The organism is Streptomyces sp. NPDC058457, from assembly GCF_042720695.1.
GTDB lineage: Bacteria > Actinomycetota > Actinomycetes > Streptomycetales > Streptomycetaceae > Streptomyces.
In genome coordinates this window covers 26,332-49,432 of sequence record NZ_JBHXLU010000089.1, presented here as the reverse complement: position 1 = coordinate 49,432, position 23,101 = coordinate 26,332, and the positions used below count along the sequence as shown (strand labels likewise).

General features: G+C 72.6%; 22 protein-coding genes. 9 read left to right on the top strand and 13 right to left on the bottom strand.

Annotation, left to right across the window (positions count from 1 at the left end):
• Positions 1-87 precede the first annotated feature (87 nt).
• Positions 88-756 carry a GntR family transcriptional regulator gene (locus ACFWPS_RS43155; RefSeq protein WP_383716627.1) on the bottom strand — a complete coding sequence of 223 codons (669 nt, stop codon included), beginning with the start codon at positions 754-756 and terminating at the stop codon, positions 88-90.
• A gap of 200 nt (positions 757-956) precedes the next feature.
• Here ACFWPS_RS43155 and ACFWPS_RS43150 point away from each other — a divergent pair, with 200 nt between their 5' ends.
• On the top strand, positions 957-2,426 hold the full coding sequence (locus ACFWPS_RS43150) for an NCS1 family nucleobase:cation symporter-1 (protein ID WP_383716624.1): 1,470 nt from the start codon (positions 957-959) through the stop codon (positions 2,424-2,426).
• A 5-nt stretch (positions 2,427-2,431) separates the two neighbouring features.
• The gene (locus ACFWPS_RS43145) at positions 2,432-3,160 is read left to right on the top strand and encodes an aspartate/glutamate racemase family protein (RefSeq protein ID WP_383716621.1); all 729 of its coding nucleotides are present in this window, start codon (positions 2,432-2,434) and stop codon (positions 3,158-3,160) included.
• Between the two features lie 36 nt (positions 3,161-3,196).
• Here the strand turns inward: ACFWPS_RS43145 and ACFWPS_RS43140 are convergent, their stop codons facing one another.
• Together ACFWPS_RS43140 and ACFWPS_RS43135 are read right to left on the bottom strand one after the other, a co-directional pair.
• Complete coding sequence (locus tag ACFWPS_RS43140) at positions 3,197-3,649, bottom strand: GNAT family N-acetyltransferase (protein ID WP_383716618.1); 453 nt, start codon at positions 3,647-3,649, stop codon at positions 3,197-3,199.
• The gene (locus tag ACFWPS_RS43135) at positions 3,646-4,059 is read right to left on the bottom strand and encodes a RidA family protein (protein ID WP_383716616.1); all 414 of its coding nucleotides are present in this window, start codon (positions 4,057-4,059) and stop codon (positions 3,646-3,648) included. Before ACFWPS_RS43135 ends, ACFWPS_RS43140 begins: the two co-directional genes overlap by 4 nt.
• A 185-nt stretch (positions 4,060-4,244) precedes the next feature.
• Here ACFWPS_RS43135 and ACFWPS_RS43130 point away from each other — a divergent pair, with 185 nt between their 5' ends.
• The 3 genes from ACFWPS_RS43130 to ACFWPS_RS43120 all read left to right on the top strand — a co-directional run bounded on the left by ACFWPS_RS43130 (position 4,245) and on the right by ACFWPS_RS43120 (position 8,232).
• On the top strand, positions 4,245-5,012 hold the full coding sequence (locus ACFWPS_RS43130; protein ID WP_383716614.1) for a nucleotidyltransferase domain-containing protein: 768 nt from the start codon (positions 4,245-4,247) through the stop codon (positions 5,010-5,012).
• 63 nt (positions 5,013-5,075) lie between these two features.
• Positions 5,076-5,807 carry a hypothetical protein gene (locus ACFWPS_RS43125; RefSeq protein WP_383716611.1) on the top strand — a complete coding sequence of 244 codons (732 nt, stop codon included), beginning with the start codon at positions 5,076-5,078 and terminating at the stop codon, positions 5,805-5,807.
• 568 nt (positions 5,808-6,375) lie between these two features.
• Entirely contained in the window at positions 6,376-8,232 is a 1,857-nt protein-coding gene (locus tag ACFWPS_RS43120; protein WP_383716609.1) for an FUSC family protein, read from the top strand.
• Between the two features lie 101 nt (positions 8,233-8,333).
• Here the strand turns inward: ACFWPS_RS43120 and ACFWPS_RS43115 are convergent, their stop codons facing one another.
• Positions 8,334-9,290 (bottom strand): endonuclease/exonuclease/phosphatase family protein, encoded by a 957-nt coding sequence (locus tag ACFWPS_RS43115; protein ID WP_383716606.1) that lies wholly within the window; start codon positions 9,288-9,290, stop codon positions 8,334-8,336.
• A gap of 258 nt (positions 9,291-9,548) precedes the next feature.
• Between ACFWPS_RS43115 and ACFWPS_RS43110 the strand changes: the two genes are divergently transcribed.
• Both ACFWPS_RS43110 and ACFWPS_RS43105 read left to right on the top strand, forming a co-directional pair.
• Positions 9,549-10,193 carry a DUF899 domain-containing protein gene (locus tag ACFWPS_RS43110; protein ID WP_383716603.1) on the top strand — a complete coding sequence of 215 codons (645 nt, stop codon included), beginning with the start codon at positions 9,549-9,551 and terminating at the stop codon, positions 10,191-10,193.
• Between the two features lie 154 nt (positions 10,194-10,347).
• Positions 10,348-10,527 carry a hypothetical protein gene (locus tag ACFWPS_RS43105; RefSeq protein ID WP_383716600.1) on the top strand — a complete coding sequence of 60 codons (180 nt, stop codon included), beginning with the start codon at positions 10,348-10,350 and terminating at the stop codon, positions 10,525-10,527.
• A 7-nt stretch (positions 10,528-10,534) separates the two neighbouring features.
• On the opposite strand, the gene ACFWPS_RS43100 is transcribed toward ACFWPS_RS43105, so the two are convergent.
• The 3 genes from ACFWPS_RS43100 to ACFWPS_RS43090 form a co-directional block, all read right to left on the bottom strand.
• A complete protein-coding gene (locus tag ACFWPS_RS43100) occupies positions 10,535-12,409 on the bottom strand; it encodes an ABC transporter ATP-binding protein (protein ID WP_383716635.1) in 1,875 nt (624 codons plus the stop codon).
• Positions 12,410-12,683: 274 nt separating this feature from the next.
• Complete coding sequence (locus tag ACFWPS_RS43095) at positions 12,684-13,121, bottom strand: hypothetical protein (protein ID WP_383716597.1); 438 nt, start codon at positions 13,119-13,121, stop codon at positions 12,684-12,686.
• The gene (locus tag ACFWPS_RS43090) at positions 13,118-13,828 is read right to left on the bottom strand and encodes an ATP-binding protein (protein ID WP_383716594.1); all 711 of its coding nucleotides are present in this window, start codon (positions 13,826-13,828) and stop codon (positions 13,118-13,120) included. The genes ACFWPS_RS43095 and ACFWPS_RS43090 overlap by 4 nt, the downstream gene beginning before the upstream one ends.
• A 410-nt stretch (positions 13,829-14,238) precedes the next feature.
• Between ACFWPS_RS43090 and ACFWPS_RS43085 the strand changes: the two genes are divergently transcribed.
• Together ACFWPS_RS43085 and ACFWPS_RS43080 are read left to right on the top strand one after the other, a co-directional pair.
• Positions 14,239-15,099: a helix-turn-helix domain-containing protein gene (locus tag ACFWPS_RS43085; protein WP_383716591.1), complete on the top strand. Its 861-nt coding sequence runs from the start codon at positions 14,239-14,241 to the stop codon at positions 15,097-15,099.
• Positions 15,100-15,375: a DUF397 domain-containing protein gene (locus tag ACFWPS_RS43080; RefSeq protein ID WP_089100964.1), complete on the top strand. Its 276-nt coding sequence runs from the start codon at positions 15,100-15,102 to the stop codon at positions 15,373-15,375.
• A gap of 151 nt (positions 15,376-15,526) precedes the next feature.
• Here ACFWPS_RS43080 and ACFWPS_RS43075 read toward each other — a convergent pair whose 3' ends face one another.
• The 6 genes from ACFWPS_RS43075 to ACFWPS_RS43050 all read right to left on the bottom strand — a co-directional run bounded on the left by ACFWPS_RS43075 (position 15,527) and on the right by ACFWPS_RS43050 (position 22,987).
• Positions 15,527-16,231, bottom strand: a complete 705-nt coding sequence (locus ACFWPS_RS43075; protein WP_383716589.1) for a dual specificity protein phosphatase family protein — start codon at positions 16,229-16,231, stop codon at positions 15,527-15,529.
• 122 nt (positions 16,232-16,353) lie between these two features.
• The gene (locus ACFWPS_RS43070; RefSeq protein WP_383716586.1) at positions 16,354-17,289 is read right to left on the bottom strand and encodes a hypothetical protein; all 936 of its coding nucleotides are present in this window, start codon (positions 17,287-17,289) and stop codon (positions 16,354-16,356) included.
• Positions 17,289-19,409 (bottom strand): PEP/pyruvate-binding domain-containing protein, encoded by a 2,121-nt coding sequence (locus ACFWPS_RS43065; RefSeq protein ID WP_383716582.1) that lies wholly within the window; start codon positions 19,407-19,409, stop codon positions 17,289-17,291. The genes ACFWPS_RS43070 and ACFWPS_RS43065 overlap by 1 nt, the downstream gene beginning before the upstream one ends.
• 494 nt (positions 19,410-19,903) lie before the next feature.
• A complete protein-coding gene (locus ACFWPS_RS43060) occupies positions 19,904-21,391 on the bottom strand; it encodes a glutamate synthase subunit beta (RefSeq protein ID WP_383716579.1) in 1,488 nt (495 codons plus the stop codon).
• 212 nt (positions 21,392-21,603) lie between these two features.
• Positions 21,604-22,083: a DUF1772 domain-containing protein gene (locus ACFWPS_RS43055; RefSeq protein WP_383716632.1), complete on the bottom strand. Its 480-nt coding sequence runs from the start codon at positions 22,081-22,083 to the stop codon at positions 21,604-21,606.
• A 202-nt stretch (positions 22,084-22,285) separates the two neighbouring features.
• Positions 22,286-22,987 carry a DUF2293 domain-containing protein gene (locus tag ACFWPS_RS43050; RefSeq protein ID WP_383716576.1) on the bottom strand — a complete coding sequence of 234 codons (702 nt, stop codon included), beginning with the start codon at positions 22,985-22,987 and terminating at the stop codon, positions 22,286-22,288.
• Between the last annotated feature and the right edge of the window lie 114 nt (positions 22,988-23,101).

Sequence of the window (23,101 nt, the reverse complement as noted above, 5' to 3'; positions counted from 1 at the left end):
CCTTCTACAACACTCGACGCCGACACACTGCGCTCGCAGGCCAGCCCCCGATCAGCCGCCTGTCACCAAAGTCATGACCGAGTACACCTAGGCGCCGGTGTCCTCGCCGAACAGGTGCCGCACCGTCGACCGGTAGTTGGCCTGGACGTGGCCGAGCGCGCGGGCGCGGGCGCGGTCCGGGTCGCCGGAGGCGATCGCGTCGTACAACTCACCGTGCTCGGTGAGGAGCTGGGGCCACTCCTCGTTCCTCCGGGTGAGCCAGCGCAGCCGGCCGTCGACCGGTTCCATGACCGAGATGAGCAGGCTGTTGCCGGCCAGGGCCAGGATCCGGTCGTGGAAGCGGGTGTTGATGTCGGTGATGGTCTCGGCGTCGCCCGCCGCGGTCGCCGTGGCCGCTCGGTCGAGCAGCTCCCGCAGCTCGGCCAGCGCCTCCGGGGTCGCCCGCGCCGCCGCCAGCCCGGCCGCGTACACCTCCAACGCCTCGCGCAGTTCGAAGAGTTCCTTGACGTCGGTCGGGGTCAGCCGGCGGACGACCGTACGGCGGGCCGACTCGAAGAGGACGAAGCCCTCGGCGACCAGGGCCCGGATCGCCTCCCGGACCGGTACCCGGGAGACCCCGAACCGCTCGGCGAGCTCGCGTTCCACCAGCCGGTCACCGGGGCCGAGGCGCCCCGCGATGATGTCCTGCCGCAGGGTCGCGAGGACGCGCTCGCGCACCGCGCCCAGGGGTTCGATCTTCGTGGTGGGGGAGCCCATGAGGTCATTTTCGCCGACCCGGGGGGCTTTTACGGAGCCGTAACGGGACGGACATCGGTCGGAACGCTTGACGGGAGCACCATGACCGCAGTTTGGTATACCAAACGCGCGCAGCATCCGGGCATCCGATGTCCACCGTCCGGCAGCAGCACCCGGCAGCCGTCCTCCTCCCTCCCCGCCCCGTAGTCCCTGGAGGCCCCGTGTCCCTCGCCGACCGCGCCGAAGCCACCGGCGCACCCGCGTTCGCCCCCGACCCCCGGCTCACCAACGAAGACCTCGCCCCCGCCGAGCAGCGGAACTGGAAGGTCTTCGACCTCTTCGCCATGTGGATGTCCGACGTCCACAACCTCGGCAACTACACCTTCGCCGCCGGCCTGCTGGTCCTCGGCATGAACGTCTGGCAGGTCTTCACCTCGCTCCTCGTCGGATTCGTGCTCATCTACGTCGGCATGAACTGGATGGGGAGGATCGGCCAGCGCCACGGCGTGCCGTTCCCGGTGGTGAGCCGGATCAGCTTCGGCGTCTGGGGCGCCAACATCCCGGCGCTGATCAGAGCCGTGATCGCCATCATGTGGTACGGCATCCAGACCTATCTGGCGTCCGTCGCCGTCAACGTGATGCTGCTGGCCGCCTGGCCGGGCCTGAAGTCCCTGACGGAGAGCTCCTTCCTGGGCCTGGACACGCTCGGCTGGATCTCCTTCGTCTCGCTCTGGCTGATCCAGGCGGCGATCATCAGCCGGGGCATGGAGACGATCCGCAGGTTCCAGGACTTCTGCGGCCCCGCGATCTGGCTGGTCATGATCGCCCTCGCGGTCTGGATCCTGGCCAAGGCCCACTGGACCATCTCGCTCACCTCCACCCCGCACCCGGTCTCCACCGGCGAGCAGTGGCGGCAGTGGTTCGGCGCGATCGGCCTGATCCTCGCCACCTACGGCACCCTGATGCTCAACTTCTGCGACTTCTCGCGCTTCGCCCCGGACTACCGCACCGTCCGGCGCGGCAACTTCTGGGGCCTGCCGATCAACTCCACGGCCTTCGTGGTCGTCTCCGTGATCGTCACGGCCGGCTCCCTGGAGGTCTTCGGCGAGGCCATCACCGACCCGGCCGAACTGGTCGCCAAGGTCGGCAACACCTGGGTCCTGGTCGTGGCGGCGCTGACCTTCGCGGTCGCCACCATGGGCGTCAACATCGTCGCCAACTTCGTCTCACCGGCGTACGACCTGGCCAACGTCTGGCCGCAGAAGATCAGCTTCCGGGTCGGCGGCATGATCAGCACCGTCGCCGCGCTGGTCGTCACCCCCTGGAACCTCTTCTCCAACCCCACCGTCGTCAACTACTTCCTCGGCGGCCTCGGCGCCTTCCTGGGCCCGCTGTTCGGCGTGATCATGGTCGACTACTACTGGGTCAAGCGCGGCCGGGTGGACGTCCGGGAACTCTTCGACGCGACTCCCGGCTCCCCGTACCACTACCGCAAGGGCGTCAACCCCAAGGCCCTGTGGGCGTTCCTGCCCTCGGCGGCGGTCGCGGCCGTGCTCGCGCTGGTGAAGACGTTCAGCGACGTGGCGCCGTACTCCTGGTTCATCGGCACGGCACTGGCCGCGGGTCTCTACCTGACGCTGTGCCGCCGTGACCGCGCCCCCGCCCCCGTCGCCGTGGCCGAGGAGGTCTGAAGGACGTGCGGATCGTCGTCACCAACTGCAACACCACGCAGGAGATGACCGAGGAGATCGTACGAGGTGCCCGGGCCGCCGCAGGCCCGGGCACCGCCGTGACCGGGCTGACCCCGGACTGGGGGCCCGAGTCGGCGGAGGGCTGGCTCGACAGCTACCTGTCGGCGGCGGCGGTCCTGGACGCGCTGCGGACGTACGACGGTCCGCCCTACCACGCGGTGGTCCTGGCCGGCTTCGGCGAGCACGGGCGCGAGGGCGTGCGGGAGCTGGTGGACGTACCCGTCGTCGACATCACCGAGGCCGCGGCCCACCTGGCCTGTCTGCTGGGCCGCCGCTACGGCGTCGTCACCACCCTGGACCGGTCCCGCGGGCAGATCGAGGACAGCCTGGAGACCGCCGGGGTGGCCCGCAACTGCGTCGCCGTCGCCGGCACCGGACTGGGCGTCCTCGACCTCGCCGGTGACCCCGAGCGCACGGAGGCCGCGTTCCTCGCGGCGGCCGAGCGGGTCCGGGACGCCGGCGCCGAGGTCCTGGTCCTCGGCTGTGCCGGGATGACGGGACTGCAGCGGGTGGTGGGGGAGAAGCTCGGGGTTCCGGTGGTCGACGGGGTCGGCGCGGCGGTGAAGCTGGCCGAGTCGCTGGTGACGCTGGGACTCACCACGAGCCGGGCGGGGAGCTACCGGAAGCCGCTGGCGAAACGACGCGTGTGGGGGGCCGCACCGGGGCGGCCGTAGCGCGAGGGCCCGGTGGTCGTAGCGCGAGGGCCCGGGTCAGGGCCGCCACACGTACCGCACATCCGGCTCTCGCTCCTCGTTCCCGCTCCCGTCCGTGTACTCGACGGCGACGAAGCCGTGCCGCTCGTAGAAGCGGTGGGCGGGCTTGTTGACCTGGAAGGTCCAGAGCGTGAGCCCCTGCGGGGAGCGCTCCTTGGCCAGCGCGACGAACCGGTCACCCATGCCACGGCCCCGCCACTCGGGGGCCAGATACAGCTGCGACAACAGATCCCCCGCGAGGACCATCATCCCGACGACCCGGCCGCCGGCCTCCGCGAGCCATGTCTCCCGCTCCGGCACCACGACGTCCCGGATGTACGCGCGCACCTCGTCGTCCGAGCGCGGCCGGACGACGGTGGGCAGGGCGGCGCCGAACGACCGCAGCCAGACGTCGGCGACCCCGGCGGCGTCCGGACCGACGGCGCGGCGCAGCACGACCTCGGCGTTCATCCCCGGGGCCCCTCGGGCACGACGGCCGTGGCCGTGATCTCCACCAGCTGCCCGGTGTAGCCCAGGCAGGCCACGCCGATCAGCGTCGACGCGTGCGGCCCGGCGCTGAGCCCGGAGGCCTCGACGACCTCCCAGACGCCGGACAGCACCGCGGGCTCGCTGCTCACGACGTACACATCGGTCGCCAGCACATGCTCCAAGTCGCTTCCGACCGCGCGGAGCTGCTCCCGCAGGTTCGCGATCACCCACTCGGCCTGCCGCGGCGGATCCCCCTCCCCGACGAGCCTCCCCTCGTCGTCCAGCGGAACGGAACCGGCGAGGAACGCGAGCTTCGTACCGGCCTCGACGACGGAGACGTGGGAGTAGCCGGGCGGCGGAAAGAGAGCCGGGGCGGTGACGCGCTGGATCACTGGGGCTCCTGAAGTGAACGGCGGGCAACCTCGCGATCATCCACGCCCGCGTCGGGCGCCCGCACCTGAATTTCCCGGCGGGGACGGCACAGTGCAGGGACGCCGCCGTACGGACTCTCCGCCCACCAGCGGCTTCATCGATAACGCGTGGCACCGACAACCGGCCGGGCGGGATGCTGTGAGCCATGTCCGCCACGAACGCAGAGCCCGACCGGACCTTCCTCGCGGCCGTCACCGACCGCCTCGCCGCCCTCCCCACGGTCCGGGCCGTCGCTCTCGGCGGCTCTCGTGCCCAGGGCACCCACCGTCCCGACAGCGACTGGGACCTGGCCGTCTACTACCGGGGCCCCTTCGACCCGGCCGACCTCCGCGCCCTCGGGTGGGAGGGCGAGGTCTGCGAGGTCGGCGGGTGGGGCGGTGGTGTCTTCAACGGCGGGGCCTGGCTGACCGTCGACGGTCGCCGCGTGGACGTGCACTACCGCGATCTCGACGTCGTCGAGCGGGAGCTGGCCGAGGCGGAGGCGGGGCGGTTCCGGGTGGAGCCGTTGCTGTTCCATCTCGCCGGGATCCCCAGCTACCTGGTCGTCGCCGAGCTGGCGGTCAACCGCGTGCTCAGCGGCGCTCTGCCCCGCCCGGCGGCCTACCCCGGGCGACTGCGTGCCACCGCCCCCGGACACTGGCGCGGTGCCGCCCGCGCCACCCTCGCCTACGCGAAGGCCAACCACGCCCCGAACGGCCGCCTCACCGAGGTCGCCGGCGCCGTCGCCACGGCCGCCCTCCAGACCGGTCACGCCGTTCTCGCGGCCCGGGGGGAATGGGTGACCAACGAGAAACGGCTGCTGGAGCGGGCCGGGCTGCGGGGCGTCGACGACATCCTCGGCGGATTGCGTGCGGAATTCCGGGAGTTGGCCGGAGCCGTTGCCGAGGCCGAGCTGCTATTCGGCCTCGGGTGATGTGTCCGCCCGCCCGAAATAATGGTTGGGAATAGGCCAGTTGCCGCTGCTACCGTCCTTCACGTGGCGAAACTCAATCAGATCATCGCGGTCGAGAAGGGCATCAAGTCCAAGGCTCATCAGGACCTGACGTCGGCTCATCACGGGTTGCAGAAGCCCGCGTTGCTGGCCGGTATCTCGCGGACGTATCAGCCGAAGGACGAGGAGGGTGAGCAACTGCCTCCCGAGTCCACGCGGGTTCAGGTCAAGGCCGAGGACGTGCTGCGGGAGACCTCGGCCACGCTGACCCGGCTCTTCGACGTGACCGCCACCAAGGACTGGGCGAACTGCGAGGCCAGGGCCGATGTGAAGGTGGACGGACGGGTGCTGGTCACCGACGTGCCCGTCGCCTACCTGCTGTTCCTGGAGAAGCAGCTCGTCGATCTCAACACCTTCGTGCGGAAGCTGCCCGTGCTCGACGCCTCCGAGTCGTGGGTGCAGGACCCCTCCACCGACGCCTGGAAGACCGAGCCGGTGCGGACCCTGCGCACCAAGAAGGTGCCTCGCAACCACGTGAAGGCCGAGGCCACCGACAAGCATCCGGCCCAGGTCGAGGTGTATTACGAGGACATTCCGGTGGGGTACTGGACCACCGTGAAGTTCTCGGGTGCCCTGCCCGCCCGGCGCGTCAACGAACTCCTCGACCGGGTCGAGAAGTTGCAGCAGGCCGTCAAGTTCGCCCGTGAGGAGGCGAACGGCGCCGACGTCGTCGACCAGCGGGTCGGGGACGCCGTGTTCGGCTATCTCTTCGGATAGCCTTTCCAGACTCCCCGGCCCTCGTGGCCGGGGTGCGCGAGGAGCGCAAAGCTGAAGCTGAGCCTTGTCGTGAAGAGCGGTCGTACCCACAGTGCACACAGTTCACACGGTGGACGCAGTGCACATCGGGCGGACCGCGTTGAATCTCAGACTCTCGCTCCAGACTCAGCATTCGCCGCCGATCGCCGGATCGACCGGGCCCGGGCCCCAGTACGTCGAAATGCAGGTTCAAGTCCTGCCCGCGCAGCTCGATGCGTGGTGGTCCAAAGGAAGGACGCGACGACCTCACGACTGACCCGGGTTCTCAAGTGTGCCGGCGTGTGACGATGGGTGGCATTCCAGGGCCCGGGGGCAGGCTACGCCCTCGGGCCCGTTCGCGTTCCGCCCCGAATCGGGCCCACACGGAATTGCGTTCATAAAGAACGCGGCTCTCCGGGGCACTTGTCACACCCGCGAAATGCGAACGCACCTTTCCGTACCGGAACGCGATCTACTGTGGACACCCAAGCCAACAGCCCGGCCACCGTCGCCCGAAGGCACACCCCGCCCTCGTCCGGACAGGAGCCCCGTGTCCCGTCGTATCGCCCTGCCGCCCTGGCTCGCCCACGCCCTGCGCGCCCAGCGCGGGCCCGTGTCCTGGAGCGCGGTGACGCGAGGGGCGCTGGCCGCCGGGCCGTTGCTGCTCACCGCCGTCCTGCTGCACCGCACCTCCCTCGGCGTCGTCGCCGCCATCGCCGCCATGCTCGCCGGGATCAACGACCGCCCGGGCAGCCGGCGGTCCGCCGTACGGCGGCTCGGGGTGCCCGCGGCGGCCGGTTCGCTCGGGCTGCTCGTCGGGACGTACGGCGGGGAGCACCTCACCGCCGTACCCCTGACCCTGCTGCTCACCGGACTCGGGCTGGTCGCCGGTGGCATGAGCGCCGTCGGGACCGTCGCCTCCGGGGCCGGGACGCAGTTGCTGGTCGCCGCCGCCATCGGCGCCGGTATGCCGGTCGCCGAGGCGGGCTGGCAGCGGGCCCTCGCCTACCTCGCCGGGGCCGGATGGCTGCTGGTGCTGCGGCTCGCCCTGCCGACCCCAGGCGCGATCGCCGGTGACTTCCGCTTCGACGGGGAGCGGGACGCCGTCGCCGCCGTGTACGACGCCGTCGCCGACCTGCTCGACGCGGTGGGCGGCGCGGCGGCCGGCCCCAGGCGCGCCGCCCTCACCGCCGCGCTCGACCACGCCCAGGACGCGCTCACCGGGCCCCGGCTGCGGCGGTACGCCAGTTCCGCCGCCGAACGCCGGCTGCACGCGCAGTACGCCGCGGCCTTGCCCCTCGCCGAGGCGGCCACCGCTCTCGCCTGGGCCGGGGAGCCGATATCCGCGCGGGCGGCCGAGGGACCCCGGCGGCTCGCCGCCGCCGTCCGGACGAACGGCGGCACCGGGCCGCTGCCCGCACCCTCGCGGGCCGCGCCCGCACTGCGCGCCCTCGACGACGCCCTGCTGCGCGCCGCGGAGACCTTCGACCGGGCCGGAGGCGGCGAGCAGCGGCCACCGGCCCGCCGCCGCCCCGCCCTCGACCTGGTACGGGCCGCGCTCGGCAGCGGCGGGCGGGAGTACGGGCTGCGGGTCGCCCTCTGCTTCGGGGCCAGCGGCGCCATCGCACAGGCCCTGCACCACGCCCGCTGGTACGGCGAGCACCAGCACTGGTACTGGCTGCCCGCCACCGCCGTCTTCCTCGTCAAGCCCGACCTCGGGCCGCTCGCCTCCCGGGTGCTGTGCCGGGCCGCGGGAACCGTGCTCGGCGCCCTCGTCTTCGCGGGCCTCGCCGCCGTACTGCCCCGGCCCGAAGGGCTCATCGTGCTGGTGGCCGTCTGCGGGGCGGTCATCCCGGTGTCCACCCGGCACTTCGGCGCCCAGACCGCCGTCGTCACCGTCCTCGTGCTCGCCCTGGTCATGGTCGGCGGCGAACCGCAGGCTTCCGTCAGCCGCATCGGCGAGACACTGCTGGCCTGCGCGATCGTGCTGATCGTCGGCCATCTGCCGATGGCGGGGAAGCGGGGAGGCGGGGTACGGGCCCGCCTCGGGTCGGCCGGGCGGGCCGCGCACGCCTATCTCGACCACGTGCTGAGCGGGTCCGGCGACCGCGGCGAACGCTGGGCCCTGCGCCGTGAGGCCTACCGCACCCTCGCCGAGGCCCGCACCGCGATCGCCCTCGCCGCCGCCGAACTGCCCGCCCTCGCCCGGCACACCGAGGGCACGGACGCCGTGGCCGCCGTACTCGAACGGCTCGTGGACACCACCACCGCGTGCGCCGTGCACCTTGACGAGACGGGGCGGCTCACCGCCCGGCACACCCGGCAACTCGAAGACCTCGCAGCCGAGTTGGAGCGGGACGGGCAGCGGTTCGGGCTCGTGGTGCCGCAGATGCCGGTCGCCGCGTAGGCAGTTGCCCAGCTGGTCGGCACCCGGGGCGTGGGCGGCGTCCAGGGTATGGGCGGCGTCCAAGGTGTGGCTGGCGTCCAGGGTGTGGGCTGCGCCCGGCCTCAGTCCGTGAACCGTGCCCACACCGGCGCATGGTCCGACCCCGCGACCCCGCGCCGTTTCGCCGGATCCTCGCCCACCGACGGCAGGTCCGGCGGTGCGGTGGTGCCCGGCAGGCCTGTGCCCGCCTCCGACAGCCGGTGCACCAGCCGGTGGCTGAGGAGGATGTGGTCGATTAGTTCGTGTCGCCCGGAGTTGACACGGGAGTAGCGCTGCTCCGCCGGTATGCGCGGGGCGGTGTCCCACAGTCGTACGGTGTCGCCCTTGTCGGCGTGGTCGTAGCCGGTGGTGCCGAGTTCGGAGCCGGGCGGGCCGAGGAGGATCTGGGTGGTGGCCGCCTGCACCTCGTCGTTGAGGTCGCCGAGGACCGCGATGTCGCGGGACTTGCCCTGCCCGGCGAGCAGTTCGTCCGCCAGTGCCCGCAGCGCCGTCGCCTCGGCGGCGCGCCGGTAGAGGGCGTACGCCCCGTAGCGCGCCCGTTCGCCCTCGTCGTGCGGGTAGAAACGGTCGCCGGGGTAGGTCAGCAGCTTGGACTTGAGGTGGGCCACCGCCACCGTGACCGGTCCGGCCGGGGCCTGGAGCGTGACCGCCAGGAAGCCGCGCCCGGCCCCGGCGGCGGTCCCGCCCGAGTCGTCCGTCTGCACCGGGTGCAGTCCGGCCGGGAACGCGGCCGTGTCGGCGGCCACCGTCAGCTCGGTACGGCCCAGGAAACCGACCCGGATGCCCCGGCCGTCGGGGTGCGAGGAGAGGGCGAACCGCCAGCTCGGGCCCAGCAGTTCGGCCAGGTCCGCCAGGGCGTCGGGGTCGCCGACCTCCTGGACGCCGAGCAGGGTCGGGTCGAGCGCGCCGATCACGGTGGCGAGGGCGGCGAGCTTCGCCTCGTAGGCGGACTTGTCCTTGGGGCCGTAGGGACTGCCGGGCCGGTAGAGGTTTTCGAGGTTCCAGGTGCCCAGGAGCATGCCGGGCTCCTTCCAGGAGGTGGTGCGGCCAGCGTGCTCGTCCGGGCCGCGCCGCGACAGAGCCGGGACCGGATGCGCGGTCCGGCTCACCCGGGCCGAGGACCGTGCCGTACGTCGGGGCGATGAGCTCCGCTCCCGCCGGCCGTGGCTCGCCTGAGAAAAACGCCGTGACTCGCCTGAAAAAACTCCGGCCGCACCGATGAGTTCTCCGCCCTCCCGCGGTCACCACCCGGAACCGATCGCTGTACAGGAGGGCCCATGTCGCTTCCGGAGATCGTCTCGCGTGAGCGGTGGCGTGCCGCGCGTGCTGAGTTACTGCTCAAGGAGGAGGCGCTCACGCGGGCGCGGGACGCGCTGAGTGCCGAGCGGCGCCGGCTGCCCATGGTCGAGGTGGATCCGGAGTACGTCTTCGAAGGGGGCGACGGCAAGGCCTCCCTGCTGGACCTCTTCGACGGGCGGGCCCAACTCGTCGTCCACCACTACATGTTCGCCCCGGAGTGGGAGGCAGGCTGTCCCGGCTGCGCCGCCTTCCTGGACCAGGTCGGCCACCTCGCCCATCTGCGGGCGCGCGGCACCTCGTTCGCGGTGGTCTCCCGGGCGCCGTTCACCAGGATCCTGCCGTTCAAGGCGCGGATGGGCTGGACGCTGCCCTGGTACTCCTCGTACCACGGCGACTTCAACCGCGACTTCGAGGCGACCATCGTCGTGGACGACGAACCGGTCGAACGGCCCGGGATCAGCTGCTTCCTGCGGGAGCACGACCGGGTCTTCCACACCTATTCGGTGTACGACCGCGGCCTCGACGGACTCGGCCCGACCACCTCCCTGCTCGACCTGACGGCCCTCGGCCGGGTGGCGGAGGGCAGTGACCGCGTCCTCTATCACGACGAGTACGAAGACTGATACAGCCGGTCACGGAAGTGGCCGAAAGTCAACGGACCCTCACCGTCCGCGCCGACGGTGTGTCGACTATGTCTCAGTAGCGTCACCGGGCGAGCCATTCACGTTCTCCAGAGCGTTAACTCCTACAGGTAGGACGCATTTCTGGAGGTGCAGGATGGTGAACGGGCGAACCGTGCTCGAACGCTTTCCCGCAGGCGGACCGCGAGGATCATGGCCTGCGGAGGAGTTCGCGCAGGCGCGGCGGCTGGAAGGGCTGCCCGCCGAGGTCGTGATGGATCTGGCCACGGACACGTTCCTGGTCATCGTGCGCGGCACCGGCGGTGCCGAGATCTAGCCGAGGGCTAACCGGCCTTGCGGACCGGCAGCTTCGCTGTGAACTGGTCCGCCTGGAGAGCGTACAGCTCCGCGTAGACACCGCCGCTCGCCAGGAGTTCGTCGGGGGTGCCCGACTCCACCACCCGGCCCTGGTCGAGAACGTGCACCAGATCCGCGTGCCGGACCGACGCCAGCCGGTGCGTGATCAGTACGACGGTCTGCCCGTTGCCCGCCAGTGCGCGGATCTTCTCGAAGACCTCCAGCTCGGCCCGGGCGTCCAGGGCGGCCGTCGGCTCGTCCACGATCAGGATGTGACCGCGCCGGTAGGCGGCCCGTGCGATGCCCAGCCGTTGCCACTGGCCGCCGGACAGCTCGTGCCCGCCGCTGAAGTTGCGGGCCAGCAGGGTGTCCAGGCCGCGCGGCAGATCATCGACCACCTCCTCCGCGCCCGCCTCCGCGACCGACTCCGCCAGCCGTTCGTCGGTGAGGGGTGCCGACGAGCGGCCGACGGCCACGTTGACCTTGGCGGTGAACGGCCAGCGCTTGAAGTCCTGGGCGACCATGGCGATGCGCTCGGCGAGCCGGTGCCGGTCGGCCCGCGCCGCGTCGACGCCGTCCCACAGGATGCGGCCGCGGTCCGGCTGGTACAGCCCGGCCAGCAGTTTCACCAGGGTCGTCTTGCCGGAGCCGTTCTCGCCGACCAGGGCGATGATCCGGCCGAGGGGAAGGGTGAGCGAGACGTCGTCCAGGGCCGGGCGGGTGGCATCGTCCGGGTGATCACTCGGATAGGCGAAGGTGACGTTCTCGAAGCGGATCTCCCGCGGGTCGTCGGGGAGCGGGTCGCCGCCCACCGGGATCGCCCGGTCCGCCGCCTCGACGTACAGCCGCTCCAGGTCGCCCACGAACAGCGCCTCCTCGTGCAGCGTGTTGATCTCCAGCACGAGGGTGTTGAGGCTCGCCGAGCCGGAGCGGATCGCGATCACCGCCGTACCGGCCACCGACAGGGCCATCGCCCCGCTCAGCAGCAGCCCGCCCAGCGTCGCGTACGTGGCGACGGTCGCGAGGCCGGTCCAGGCCGCCGCGATCAGGCCGGTACGGGCCGCGAGCCGGGCCAGCCGGGCCTGCTCCGCCTCGGCCGTCTCCGACATCGCCCGGTAGTGCCGCAGCAGGAACGGGCCGACTCCGTGCACCCGGATCTCCGGTGCCGCCTCCGGCTCGGTGAGCAGGGCGCTGATCAGGTGGCCGGCGCGGGCGTGCTGCACCCAGGTGTGGAACGACTCGTAGCGGCGCCGGGCGTTGGTCAGGGCGCCCCAGCCGCTCGGGATCGTCATCGTGATCAGCAGCGGGAGCAGGGCCGGATGCAGCACGGTCAGCACACCGGCCGCGGTGATCAGCGAGATCATCGCGTTCACCACACGGGTGCCGTAACTGATCATGCGGCGGGCCGAGGAGGCGCCGTACTGCGCGGTGTCCAGCAGTTTGTGGAAGGCGTGGTCCTCGATCGCGGCGAGTTCGACGGCCGCGGCCCGCTCCAGGTACATCTCGGTCGCCACCCGCTCGACCTTGGGCTCCAGACGGCCGGTGGCGTACGTGGACGCCGCACGCAGCAGGGCGGCCACGAACATGACGGCCGCCATGATCACCAGGGCGGGGGCGGCGCTGCGCAGCCGTTCCTCGATGGTGCCCGTGCCGATCAGCCGGCCCAGCACGCTGTTCACGGCGAGCAGGCTCACCGCCTGGGCCACCCCGACGCCCACCTGCGAGGCCAGTACGATCCGCGTGGCCCGGGCGTCCGCCTGCCGGGCCAGCCGCAGACTGGACGCGAGCATGCCGGGCAACCGGGTCATCATGGCGCGGAAGTCCAGCTCCAGGAAGGCGTTCCCGTGCTGGCTCCAGCCCATGTCGTAGCGGAGCGGTCCCCCGAACAGCAGCTGCTCCGACTCCGACACCTCGGGCGCTGCCGTGTCCCGCCTCTTCCTCACCGCGATCCTCCCCGGGGCCGTGGCCGTGGACAAACGGCCACTATCGCGGGCGGAGCCGCCACCGGGCAGGGCGCGCGACGAGGCTCGCGGGGCGCGGGGGAGTGCGCGGGGGGTGCGGACCGAGGCGGCTCCGGGCCGACCGACGTCTGCGCCGGTCGGCCGCACCCCCCCTGTCGGCCGAAGCCGCGCAGCGTCACGCGCTGAGGGGGCGGGACCACTCCGGCGTCGTCCCCGTCACCCGGCACAGGGCGAGGTACAGCGGAATCGGCGGGGTGTACGGCACCGTGCCGTCGGGGCGGTGGATCAGGCGGGCGGTGCCGGGGAGCGGGGCGCCCGGGCTGTAGTGGGCCGGGGCGGGCCAGGTGAGGGCGTCGTCGGAGTCCGACGGGACGATCCACCACCAGTGCGTGCCATCGGCGTACACGCACCCCACCCGCGGCAGCCGCGGTACCACCAGCGGCCCGAGCCGCGCCGGTACGGCGACGGCGTCGCGGCCCAGCGGCACGGTCATGCCCTCGGGCACGGGGAACGACTCGCCGGCGCCGCCCGCGAGGGACGACCGACGGTCGCGCTTCAGACGGACCAGGGTGTCGAGGCCCAGCGACTGGCCGGAGCCGGGCGCGCCGGTCATGGCTGCCTCCGCCGGGGCACCGGCCCCAGCGCCCCGGACTGCCCCTCCGCGCCGGAGCCCGACGACGGGGGGTGCACCGGAGTGTGCGCGGGCCCGTGGGACGAGCCGTGCGACGGCCCCGGAGCGGGGCGAGCACCCCAGCCCAGGTCGTTGCGCGGCTCGGCGGTGTCCCCCCGGGCGGCATCGGTCTGGCGCGGCAGCTCCGCCCAGACCAGCAGCCCGGGCCCGTGCTCCTGAGCCCCCCAGGCCTGACACAGTGCGTCGACGAGGAGCAACCCCCTCCCGTGCTCCTCCTCCGGGCGCTGTGGGGACGGGTGGGGCTCATCGGGCGAACAGCCCTCGTCGTGCACGGCGATGCGCACCGTGTCGTCGTGGTCGTGCAACTCGCACACGACGCGACTGCTCGCGGTGTGCACGATCGCGTTGGTGACCAGTTCGGATATCACGAGGGCGGCGGTGTCACAGGTGTCCGCGCAGACCGACCAGCCGGTCAGCCGGGCACGCACCAGGCGTCTCGCCTGGGCGGGGGAACCCGGATGAGCGGCCAGCTCGAACCGGAACCGGCGCGTGGCAGTGCCCTCACCAGGCTCGGCTGCCTCCCCCACGCTCGAAGGAGTTCGCACGGGAGGACCCCCATCAGCACCGAGACCGAGACGGTCTTCGGCGGCGTCTGTTCCTAAGGGCGCGGACGGAATCACGCTTGCCACTATCTCCCCGCCGTGAACACTTGGCAAGTGTCACTCTGAAAAATGCAGAGTGCTGTGTGACGCGGTGAAGGGCCGTGGCACACTGCTCGCAACAGCATGTCGAGCGGCGCCAGTTGGGATCAGTGAGGATCCGGCGGACCGATCCGGCCAATGCGACTGATATGACCGAACGGAATTGTTCCGGCTGTTCGGTAAATTCGGTCTCACCGGCCAATTCGGTCATTCTGTCGGATCTTCGAATGAGTCTTCGAATGGCGCCGCTGGGCTGTCAGCATGCCGGGTGACACCTGTATGTGCGTGACGGTGTATGCGCATGGCCGTGCATCTGCGCGGCCGTGTGCGTGTGTGGCGGCCAGGAGGCCGGCGAGCCCGACGGGCGGCCCGGCCAGGGAACTTCGTGGAGGTGGAGCGTGAGCGAGCCGCGGTCCGCGCCGACGGTGGGCCAGGTGGTCCTCGGTCGGCGCCTCCTCGACCTGCGGGAACGCGCAGGGCTCAAGCGCGAGGAGGCCGCCCGTGTGCTCCGCGTGGCGCCCGCCACCGTCCGCCGTATGGAGATGGCCGAGGTCGCCCTCAAGATCCCGTACCTCCAACTGCTCCTGAAGGCCTACGGAGTGACCGCCGACGAGGCCGACCTCTTCGTCCGGCTCGCCGAGGAGGCCAACAGGCCCGGCTGGTGGCAGCGGTTCCACGACATCCTGCCGAGCTGGTTCTCCATGTACGTCAGCCTGGAGGGTGCGGCGAGCCTGATCCGCTCCTACGAGCCGCACTTCGTGCCCGGGCTGCTGCAGACCGAGGACTACGCGCGCGGGGTGCTGAAGTCGGGCGCCGTCGGCCAGACGGAGCCGGAGGAGATCGAGCGCCATGTCGCCCTGCGCATGGAACGCCAGCAACTGCTCACCCGTACCGATGCCCCCCGCTTCTGGGCGGTGATGGACGAGACCGCCCTGCGCCGCCCGGTCGGCGGTCCGGAGGTGATGCGCGCGCAGATCGACCGACTGCTCGAGGTCACGAAGCTGCCCAATGTGACGCTCCAGGTAGCCCCGTTCTCCAGCGGGCCGCACCCGGGGACGTACGGGCCCTTCGTGCTGTTCCGATTCGCCATGCCCGAACTGCCGGACATGGTCTACAGCGAGTACCTGACCGGCGCCGTCTACCTGGACGCGCGCACCGAGGTGGCGACCCACCTGGAGGTCATGGACCGCATGGCGGCGCAGGCCGCTACGGCACAACGCACGAAGGAGATCCTCCGGGATCTCCGCAAGGAGCTGTGAATGGATCGAATAAAGCCCCAGTCCGGGCCGCGGAACCGCACCGAGCGGATCTACAACGGCATGCCTGCCCGGGAACTGGGCAGCGAGGGCTGGCACAAGCCGTGGAGCGGCGGCAACGGGGGCAACTGCCTGGAGGCGATGAAGCTGGCCGACGGCCGGATCGCCGTCCGCCAGTCGACCGACCCGGACGGGCCGGCGCTGATCTACACCACGGACGAGATGACGGCCTTCATCGAGGGCGCCAAGGCGGGGGAGGCCGACTTCCTGCTCTCCTGAACCTGCTTCTTTTTCCTTGTTCAACCTCTTTGTAATGGTGCTGAATTGATCATCGACCACGGCAGACGCTTACAGAGTGCCTCGTGATCGACACCGGCAAGGCCCCGGGGTGGTGGTGTACAAGCCGTGAGCCGCCGTCAGAGTGCGGGGGTCACAGCCAGGACCACATCCGCCGGGGCGCGTCCACCAGCCGGCTGACGGCCACCACCGGGAACGGCGGCTGCCGCAGCCGGTCCCGGCCGAGGCTCAGCCCGTAGTAGATCTGCTCGATCGACGGCGGTCCGACCGCGAGATTGCGCCGGACCGCCGCCGCCGGCGACTCCTCCCCGCTCTGCACGAGATACGCGGCCGCCATCGTCCCGGTCCGCCCGACCCCGGCGCCGCAGTGCACGAACACCCGCCCCGGCGCGTCCGCGACCACCTCCAGGAACCGCCGTACCTGCACGGGCCGCGGCGTCTGCCCGTCGCGCACGGGCAGCCGTACGACGGACAGGCCGACCCTCTCGGGCGCGGCCGACGGGTCCGCGCCCAGGTCCTCCGCACGCAGGTCGACCACCGTCGTGAACCCCATACCGGCCAGCGCCCGGTAGCCCGCCGGCGAGGGCGCCGAGCCCCGCCACAACCGCTCCTCCGCGTCCACCGGCTGGAAGTGCCGGATGCCCTGCACGGCCCGGGCCCCCGCGGGCGGCGGGGTCTCCTGGCGCGCCCAGTACGAGAGGGCCAGCACGCCCAGCGTGCCGGTACCCCACAGGGCGACATGGCCGAGGACGGTGACGAGGACCATCGTCAGCACGCGTCGGGGCAGGGCGCGTCCGGGCGGGGCGCGCCGGGGCGAGCGTGGGAGGGCGAAGGCCATGGGCGACCCGGGGGACTCGGGAGACTCGGGGACGGGGGCGCTTCGGCATCGTAACCCGGGGTTCGGACGGGCGAGTTGTCCGTGTTCACGTCGGTGGGTGGGGCGTGGTCCACGTCGGTGGGTCAGTCGTCGTCGGCATCCGCGTCCCCGATGCCGACGACCGTGAGGTGGGCGCGGTCGAGGGTGGTGTCCTCCAGGCAGCCGCGCAGCCGCATACGGTCGTGCTCGGTGAGCGCGGGCCGGACGACCCCGGCGAACATGCCGCCTCCCAGGTCGCCCAGTGCCGCGTGCCGCAACGGCACGGAGGTGGAGTCCCGGCACCGCTCCCACACCTGCTCGGCGGCCAGCGCACGCCGCTCGCCCGTCATGCCGGCGCCGCGCGTGTCGACCTGGACGAGGACGGAGGTCGCCTCGTTGTCGTTCTCGTGCTGCTCGCGCGTCTGGGTGAGGTCGGCGAGACCGACGACCAGCGCGCCGAGCAGAGCGGCGCCGACGACAGCACCGACGGCCAGGCGAACGGTGCGGCCCCGGGCGGCCGTGGGGAGTGCGGGGAGGTCCTCCAGATCTTCTGTGTCACGGCTTGTGCTGTCGGGCCCGGGCCCGGGTGCGGCGAGGACGGCCAGCCGTCCCGCGAGCCGCCGTTCGACGGGCCGGGCCGTCGCGGACGCGATCCGCTGCACCAGCCAGGCGAGCCCCGACAGCAGGACGCCGGTCACCATGAGGACGGGCACGAAGACATACGTCCGGTCCGCGGTCTCCTCCAGCCAGCGGAAGCGGGCGGCGGCGCTGTGCACGGGCGCCGACTCCCGCAACCGTGCCAGCACCTCCTCCTGGCGTACCGCCGACTCCCGCTGCCGCAGCTCGCCGTCCCGCAGCCGCTCCTCGATCCGGGTCAGCCGTCCCAGCAGCACGATGCCGAGCAGCATCACCTCCACGACCAGCAGCAGCACGCCGCACAGGACGGCCCGCTGCCACTGCCACCGGTACAGGTAGACGACCGTGTACGTCCCCGCCCCCGCCGCGGCCAGCCCGCCGAACACATAGGCGATCCGCCGCATCACTCGCCTCCGGCCCGTACGTCACCAGCGGTCCCGTCGACGGCGATCCGCGAACCGGGCGGGAACCGCCGTGCCGCGTCCGCGGCACCGACCACGGCCGGCACCCCGAACTCCCGTGCCAGCACGGCGAGATGCGACAGCGGACTGCCGGTCTGCGCGACCAGCGCGGTCAGACCGGGCAGCAGCGGGGCGAGGGCGGGATCAAGGGTCCGTACGACGAGCACGGCGTCGGCCGGCCGGGACGCGGACCCGGACCCGGACCCGTCCCCGTTCCCGTCCCCGTTCCCGGACCCGTCCCAGACCGTCCCGACCGCGCGCCCGCCCGACACGCCACGCGCGGCACCGCTTCCGTTGCGCTCGGCGACGACCTCCCCGCCCGCCAGCCGGAAGGCGTCCGGGAGAGGCGGCGACTCGGGCCCCGGCACGCGCGCGTGGACATCGACGGGAAGCGCGGCGCCTTCGAGTACGGCGACCAGCTCCGGCCACCGCAGCAGCCCGGCCCGCTCCACGCCCAGCCCCACCCGCCGGGCCGCCTCCCGCACCAGCCGGACCTGCAGCTCCTGAACCCACCGGACCCGGAGCCGGAGGGCTTCACGAGGGGGGAGGGCGGGGGAGCCGGGGCTGGGCGGGTAGGCGTGGCTCGACCGGGAGGAGTGCGGAGCGGTTTCGGTCGCTGGCCGGTGCTTGTGGCCGGCGGTTTGTGCAGGTGGTTGGTGCGCGGGGGCGGCGGTTTGTGCGGGTGGTCGGTGTGTGGGGGTGACGGTGGGTGCGGGCGTTCGGTGTGTGGGGGCGGCGGCTTCTGCGGATGGTTCGTGCCCGGCACCTTCGGGCGGGAGCGTCCGTTGGGTCGGCAGACCCGGCCCCGGGCCCCGCAGCAGGCCCGGCGCGGTGAGCGCCAGGACCACCGGGGCCACCACGGCCGCCCGCCCGTCCGGTACACCCCCGGCCCGGGTCTCCGTGAGGGCCGCCAGGGCCGCGCCCGCCGCGGTACGGCTCTTCGCGGGCTCGGGCAGGAGGGCGCCCGCGAGTGCCTCCTGCGCGTGCAGCGAGACGAGGACCGCGCGCGTCCAGCGCAGCTCTGCGACGAGGCCGGAGGCGGGCAGCCGCGCCGGTGCCGGGACCTCGGCCAGATACCGGTCGACGTCGGCCACCAGGTCCGTGGCCAGGCCGGGCAGCGCCGCGGACAGCCGGCCCAGCCGCCAGGCCGCCGCGAGCCGGCGCGCCCCGGGCGCCGGGTTCAACAGGGCGAGCCACCGATGGGCGGGCGGGGCCGCCCCGAGCAGGCGCAGGTCGGCGGCGGCGCGTCCGCCGACGGTCGTCACCACCGGCACCCGGCGCAGCCGCCGGCGCGACGCACTGCCCCCGATGTCCAGCGCGGCGGCGAGCCCGCGGGCCATGGGCGTGACCCACAGGTCCGCCTCCAGCGGCAGGAGCTGCCCCGGCAGCGTCTCCGCGACCGGTCCGGGCCCGAGCAGCCGCGCCCCGCGCGCCGGCCGGGCCGCCATCGCCGTGATCGGGCGGCTCTGGAACAGCCACAGCCGCCCGTCCCCGTCGAACCCGAACTCGATGTCCTGCGGCCCCCCGAACACCCGCCGGGCCCGCTGCGCGAGCCGCTCCAGCCGCAGCAGTTCGCCACGCGTGAGCAGCGCGTCGGCCTCCGCCGGCTCGGCCCGCAGCAGCCGCCCGTGCCTGCTCAACCAGTAACTGCTCCCTGCCTGTTCACCGCCGACCAGCCGGTCCGGCCCACCACGCACCGCACTCACCAGCATCCGGTCGGCGCGCCCCGCAACGGGATCGGCCCCGAACATCACCCCGCCGACGCGCGAGGCCAGCATCGGCTGGACCAGCACCGCCATGGGCGCGACGGTTCCGTCGGGCCGGCGCGCCGAGTCGAGCACGGCCCGTACCGCAGTACCGAAGTCCGCCCAGCCGCGCACGTCGAGAACGGACGCGAACTGCCCTGCCAGCGACGAGGCCTCGGTGTCCTCCTGGGGCGAGGAGGACCGTACGACCAACGGCCGGGCACCGCCCTCGGAGAGCTCCCGCCAGGCCGGCCACAGGGCGGCCGGATCGCCGTGCGCGCCCTGGGCGCCGTCGGGGACGACGAATCCGGGGAGCACCGGCAGCTCGGCACCCGCGGCCCGTGCGAGGTTGGCGGCCTTGGAACCGGCACGCAGGGGAAGTGCGGCGAGCGGCTGGTCCAGCGGAACGGCGACGGGACCCTACGCCTCGACCAGCCCATGACGTTCGTCGAGCGTCGTCATCAACACCCTCCAGGACCGGCCGTCAACAGGGGGGACGCGCGGGGGTGGCCCTGCGCCTGACGACGGAACGAAGGATGGGGGCGCTCACGGCCGCCGCCCTCCGGGCCGACCGCGACACGTCTCCTGCGCCCAATCATCCCACCGCCGTTGAACCGCATGCCGTTCGCAGTCCACTTTCCGGCCGACTGCGAAGGGATTTCGTGAGCCGGAAGGAGAACACCCCGACCGACTCGTCCCCCAGCAGTACGCCGCGCCTCCTCCCCAGGGCCGAGAACCCACACCGCCCAGGCCTACGCCTGCGACCGCCACCCTGCTTGCCGCACCCCGGCCCCCGGACTCGTCAGCGCCGGCTACACCGTCATCGGCCGGTCGTACGGCGTTATCGGCGACGGCAGTTGCGAACTCCCCGTCAGATAGCGGTCGACGGCCGCCGCCACCGCCCGCCCCTCCGCGATCGCCCACACGATCAGTGACTGCCCGCGCGCCGCGTCCCCGGCCGCGAACACGCCGGGCACGTTCGTGGCGAACCCCGCGTCCCGGGACACGGTCCCGCGCGGTGCCGTCGCCACCCCCAGCTGGTCGATGAGCCCGTCCTCCCGGTCGGGCCCGGAGAAACCGAGCGCGAGCAGCACCAGGTCGGCGGGGAGCGTCCGCCCGGTCCCCGGCACCGGCAGCCGCGCCTCGTCCACCTCCACCAGATGCAGCGACCGCACATGCCCGCTCCCGTCGCCCGTGAAGCGAAGCGTCGACGCCGCGAACAACCGCGCGTCGGCGTCCGCCGAGGGCGCCGTCTCCAGGTCCCGCGCCTCCTCGTGCGCCGCCGACAGCCGGTAGATCTTCGGATACGTCGGCCACGGCTCGATGTCCTCGTCCCGCTCGGAGCCCGGCTGTGCGTAGATGTCCAGCTGGGTCACCGACGCGGCCCGCTCCCGCAGCGCGGTCCCCAGACAGTCCGCCCCCGTGTCACCCCCGCCCACGATCACCACGTGCTTCCCGGCCGCCGACATCGGCGACTCGGTCAGATCCCCCTCGCACACCCGGTTGGCCAGCGGCAGATACTCCATCGCCTGGTGTATCCCGTCCAACTCCCGGCCCGGCACCGAAAGTTCCCGCCACGCCGTCGCCCCGGTCGCGATCACCACCGCGTCGTACCGGGCCCGCAGCTCCGTCGCCCGCATGTCCCGCCCGACCGTCACCGACGTACGGAACTTCGTCCCCTCGGCCCGCATCTGGCCCAGCCGCCGGTCCAGGTGGTGCTTCTCCATCTTGAACTCGGGGATGCCGTACCGCATCAGCCCGCCGAGCCGGTCGTCCTTCTCGTACACGGCGACCGTGTGACCGGCCCGGGTCAGCTGCTGCGCCGCCGCGAGCCCGGTCGGCCCCGACCCGATCACCGCGACGGTCCGCCCGGAAAGCCGCTCCGGCGGCCGCGGCGACGCGAACCCCTCCGCCCAGGCATGGTCCGCGATGGCGCACTCGACGTTCTTGATGGTGACGGCGGGCTGGTTGATCGCGAGCACGCACCCCGCCTCGCACGGCGCCGGGCACAACCGTCCCGTGAACTCGGGGAAGTTGTTCGTGGCGTGCAGCCGGTCGCTCGCCCGCCGCCAGTCCTCCCGTGACACCAGGTCGTTCCACTCGGGGATCAGGTTCCCCAGCGGACACGCGTCGTGGCAGAACGGCACCCCGCAGTCCATGCAGCGGTCCGCCTGCTTGCTGATGATCGGCAGCAGCGCCCCCGGGACGTACACCTCGTCCCAGTCCCGGACCCGCTCCTCGACGGGCCGCCGCGGCCACTCCTCGCGCGGCGTGGTCATGAACCCCTTGGGATCGGCCATGGTCGTCTTCCTCGCGTGCGGTTGCCCCAGGCCGTGCTTCATCGGGCGGCACTCTTTCGGCCACGATACGTCCCCCCGGTGACGCCCGCAGAGTGGCTGACAGCGCTTTCTGGCGGGGGCTTCCTCAGGGGGAAGCCAGCCGGGGGCCAGCTGGGGACCAGGCGGGATCCAGCCCACGTCCAGCCGGGGGCCAGTCTGCTCTCACGTCTGCCTCAGGACAGCGCCAGTACGTAGACGACCGCCGCGGCGGCCGACACGAGGGTGCGCACGTGGTTCCAGAGCGTCCACTCGCGCACGTACACGGGCCAGTAGGAGACGGCCTCCGGGGTGCCCGGCTCCAGCTTGGCCAGCGCCTCGTTCCGGGGCACGTTCGCCATCGCGGTCAGCCCGAACGAACCGAACAGATACAGCCCGCTGCCCAGCAGCAGCTCCGCCTTCCCGTCGTCCGGCCACACCACGAACGTCACCACCGCGATCATCGCGCACACCACCGCCGACCCCGCGAACACCATCATGAACGCCGCGGTCAGGGCCGCCCGGTTGATCGCGTTCATCGCGGCGACCCCCTGTGCCGGCGGCAACGAGGCCAGCCCGCGCATCACGAAGGCCGAGAACGCGCAGAACACCCCCGCCACCAGTCCGGTCCCCAGCACCCCCAGCAGGACCAGCACGTAATACGGCCCGTCGATCACGACCACCACACCCACTCTCGCCCCTGGACGCCTTCGTCACTCAGGTCAATGCCCACGGACCACCCCTCCCCATGACTGTGAAGCCCGTCCACATACACATCCGACCAGAATCACCCCCACGCCCACCTCGGTCCCCGCCTGTCCCGACTCCCCGCCTGTCCCGACTCCCCACCCCGTCCCGACTCCCACCCCCTGCCCGCCGTCACCCGGTCAAGCGGATCTCCACCCCGGCCTCCCACTCCCGAAGCACCGCCGCCACCGTCCGCGCGATCCGCCGCCGCGCCTCGTACCGCGGCACCCCGCTCATCAGCAGCTGGTCGTACGGCGTGTCCACGTGCCGTACCCCCGCCACCACCGCCGAGACCACCGCCCCCTCCGACAGCGCCCGCCCGGCCGCGGTCCGCCCGACCCGCCCGCTGCCCCGCACCGACGCGTGCGCCGCGATCGCCCGGGCCCGGTCCGCCGGGCAGCCCGGAAACAGGCGCAGGATCTCCGCCGCGAACGCCTCCGCGAACCGCACGTCCTCGGCCGCCCGCCGCTTCGCGTCCCGTGCCCGGCGCCGCCGCCGCGCCTCGGCGTCGGCCAGGCACCGCGCCTCGGCCCGGGCCAGCGCGGCCTCCTCGACGAGGACGCCCTGCCGCTCGTACCGGCTCTTGCGCCGGTTGAACCGGACCACCACCGCCGACAGCGTGCTCTCCTCCCGCGACCGCCGGGACAGTGCCGTATCGCCACGCGGCAGGAACACCAGATGCCCGAGATCGGCACACTCCAGGCACCGCGGCACCCCGTCCTCCACCACCAGCAGCGACAGCGGCCCCCGGCTGCACGCCGCACACCGCTTGTGCCGCAGCGGCTGCACGACCAGAAGTCCACCGTGGTGAGGGGGAGTTGCGAGGCGGGTCATATGCGGTACTTTCCCCTTCCCGGGGGCTGATCTCACGTCGTCAGCGCCCCCTTGTGAGCCGGCCGGCGTCTTCTTCCCGCCCTGCTCGCGGGCCGTCACACCCACCGCCCACCG

What these genes read in the sequence shown, in the direction of transcription:
- ACFWPS_RS43155 (WP_383716627.1), bottom strand. Translation starts at nt 756, where the DNA reads ATGGGCTCCCCCACCACGAAGATCGAACCCCTGGGCGCGGTGCGCGAG.
- ACFWPS_RS43140 (WP_383716618.1), bottom strand. Translation starts at nt 3,649, where the DNA reads ATGAACGCCGAGGTCGTGCTGCGCCGCGCCGTCGGTCCGGACGCCGCC.
- ACFWPS_RS43130 (WP_383716614.1), top strand. Translation starts at nt 4,245, where the DNA reads ATGTCCGCCACGAACGCAGAGCCCGACCGGACCTTCCTCGCGGCCGTC.
- ACFWPS_RS43115 (WP_383716606.1), bottom strand. Translation starts at nt 9,290, where the DNA reads ATGCTCCTGGGCACCTGGAACCTCGAAAACCTCTACCGGCCCGGCAGT.
- ACFWPS_RS43110 (WP_383716603.1), top strand. Translation starts at nt 9,549, where the DNA reads ATGTCGCTTCCGGAGATCGTCTCGCGTGAGCGGTGGCGTGCCGCGCGT.
- ACFWPS_RS43105 (WP_383716600.1), top strand. Translation starts at nt 10,348, where the DNA reads ATGGTGAACGGGCGAACCGTGCTCGAACGCTTTCCCGCAGGCGGACCG.
- ACFWPS_RS43100 (WP_383716635.1), bottom strand. Translation starts at nt 12,409, where the DNA reads ATGGGCTGGAGCCAGCACGGGAACGCCTTCCTGGAGCTGGACTTCCGC.
- ACFWPS_RS43095 (WP_383716597.1), bottom strand. Translation starts at nt 13,121, where the DNA reads ATGACCGGCGCGCCCGGCTCCGGCCAGTCGCTGGGCCTCGACACCCTG.
- ACFWPS_RS43080 (WP_089100964.1), top strand. Translation starts at nt 15,100, where the DNA reads ATGGATCGAATAAAGCCCCAGTCCGGGCCGCGGAACCGCACCGAGCGG.
- ACFWPS_RS43075 (WP_383716589.1), bottom strand. Translation starts at nt 16,231, where the DNA reads ATGGCCTTCGCCCTCCCACGCTCGCCCCGGCGCGCCCCGCCCGGACGC.
- ACFWPS_RS43070 (WP_383716586.1), bottom strand. Translation starts at nt 17,289, where the DNA reads ATGCGGCGGATCGCCTATGTGTTCGGCGGGCTGGCCGCGGCGGGGGCG.
- ACFWPS_RS43060 (WP_383716579.1), bottom strand. Translation starts at nt 21,391, where the DNA reads ATGGCCGATCCCAAGGGGTTCATGACCACGCCGCGCGAGGAGTGGCCG.
- ACFWPS_RS43050 (WP_383716576.1), bottom strand. Translation starts at nt 22,987, where the DNA reads ATGACCCGCCTCGCAACTCCCCCTCACCACGGTGGACTTCTGGTCGTG.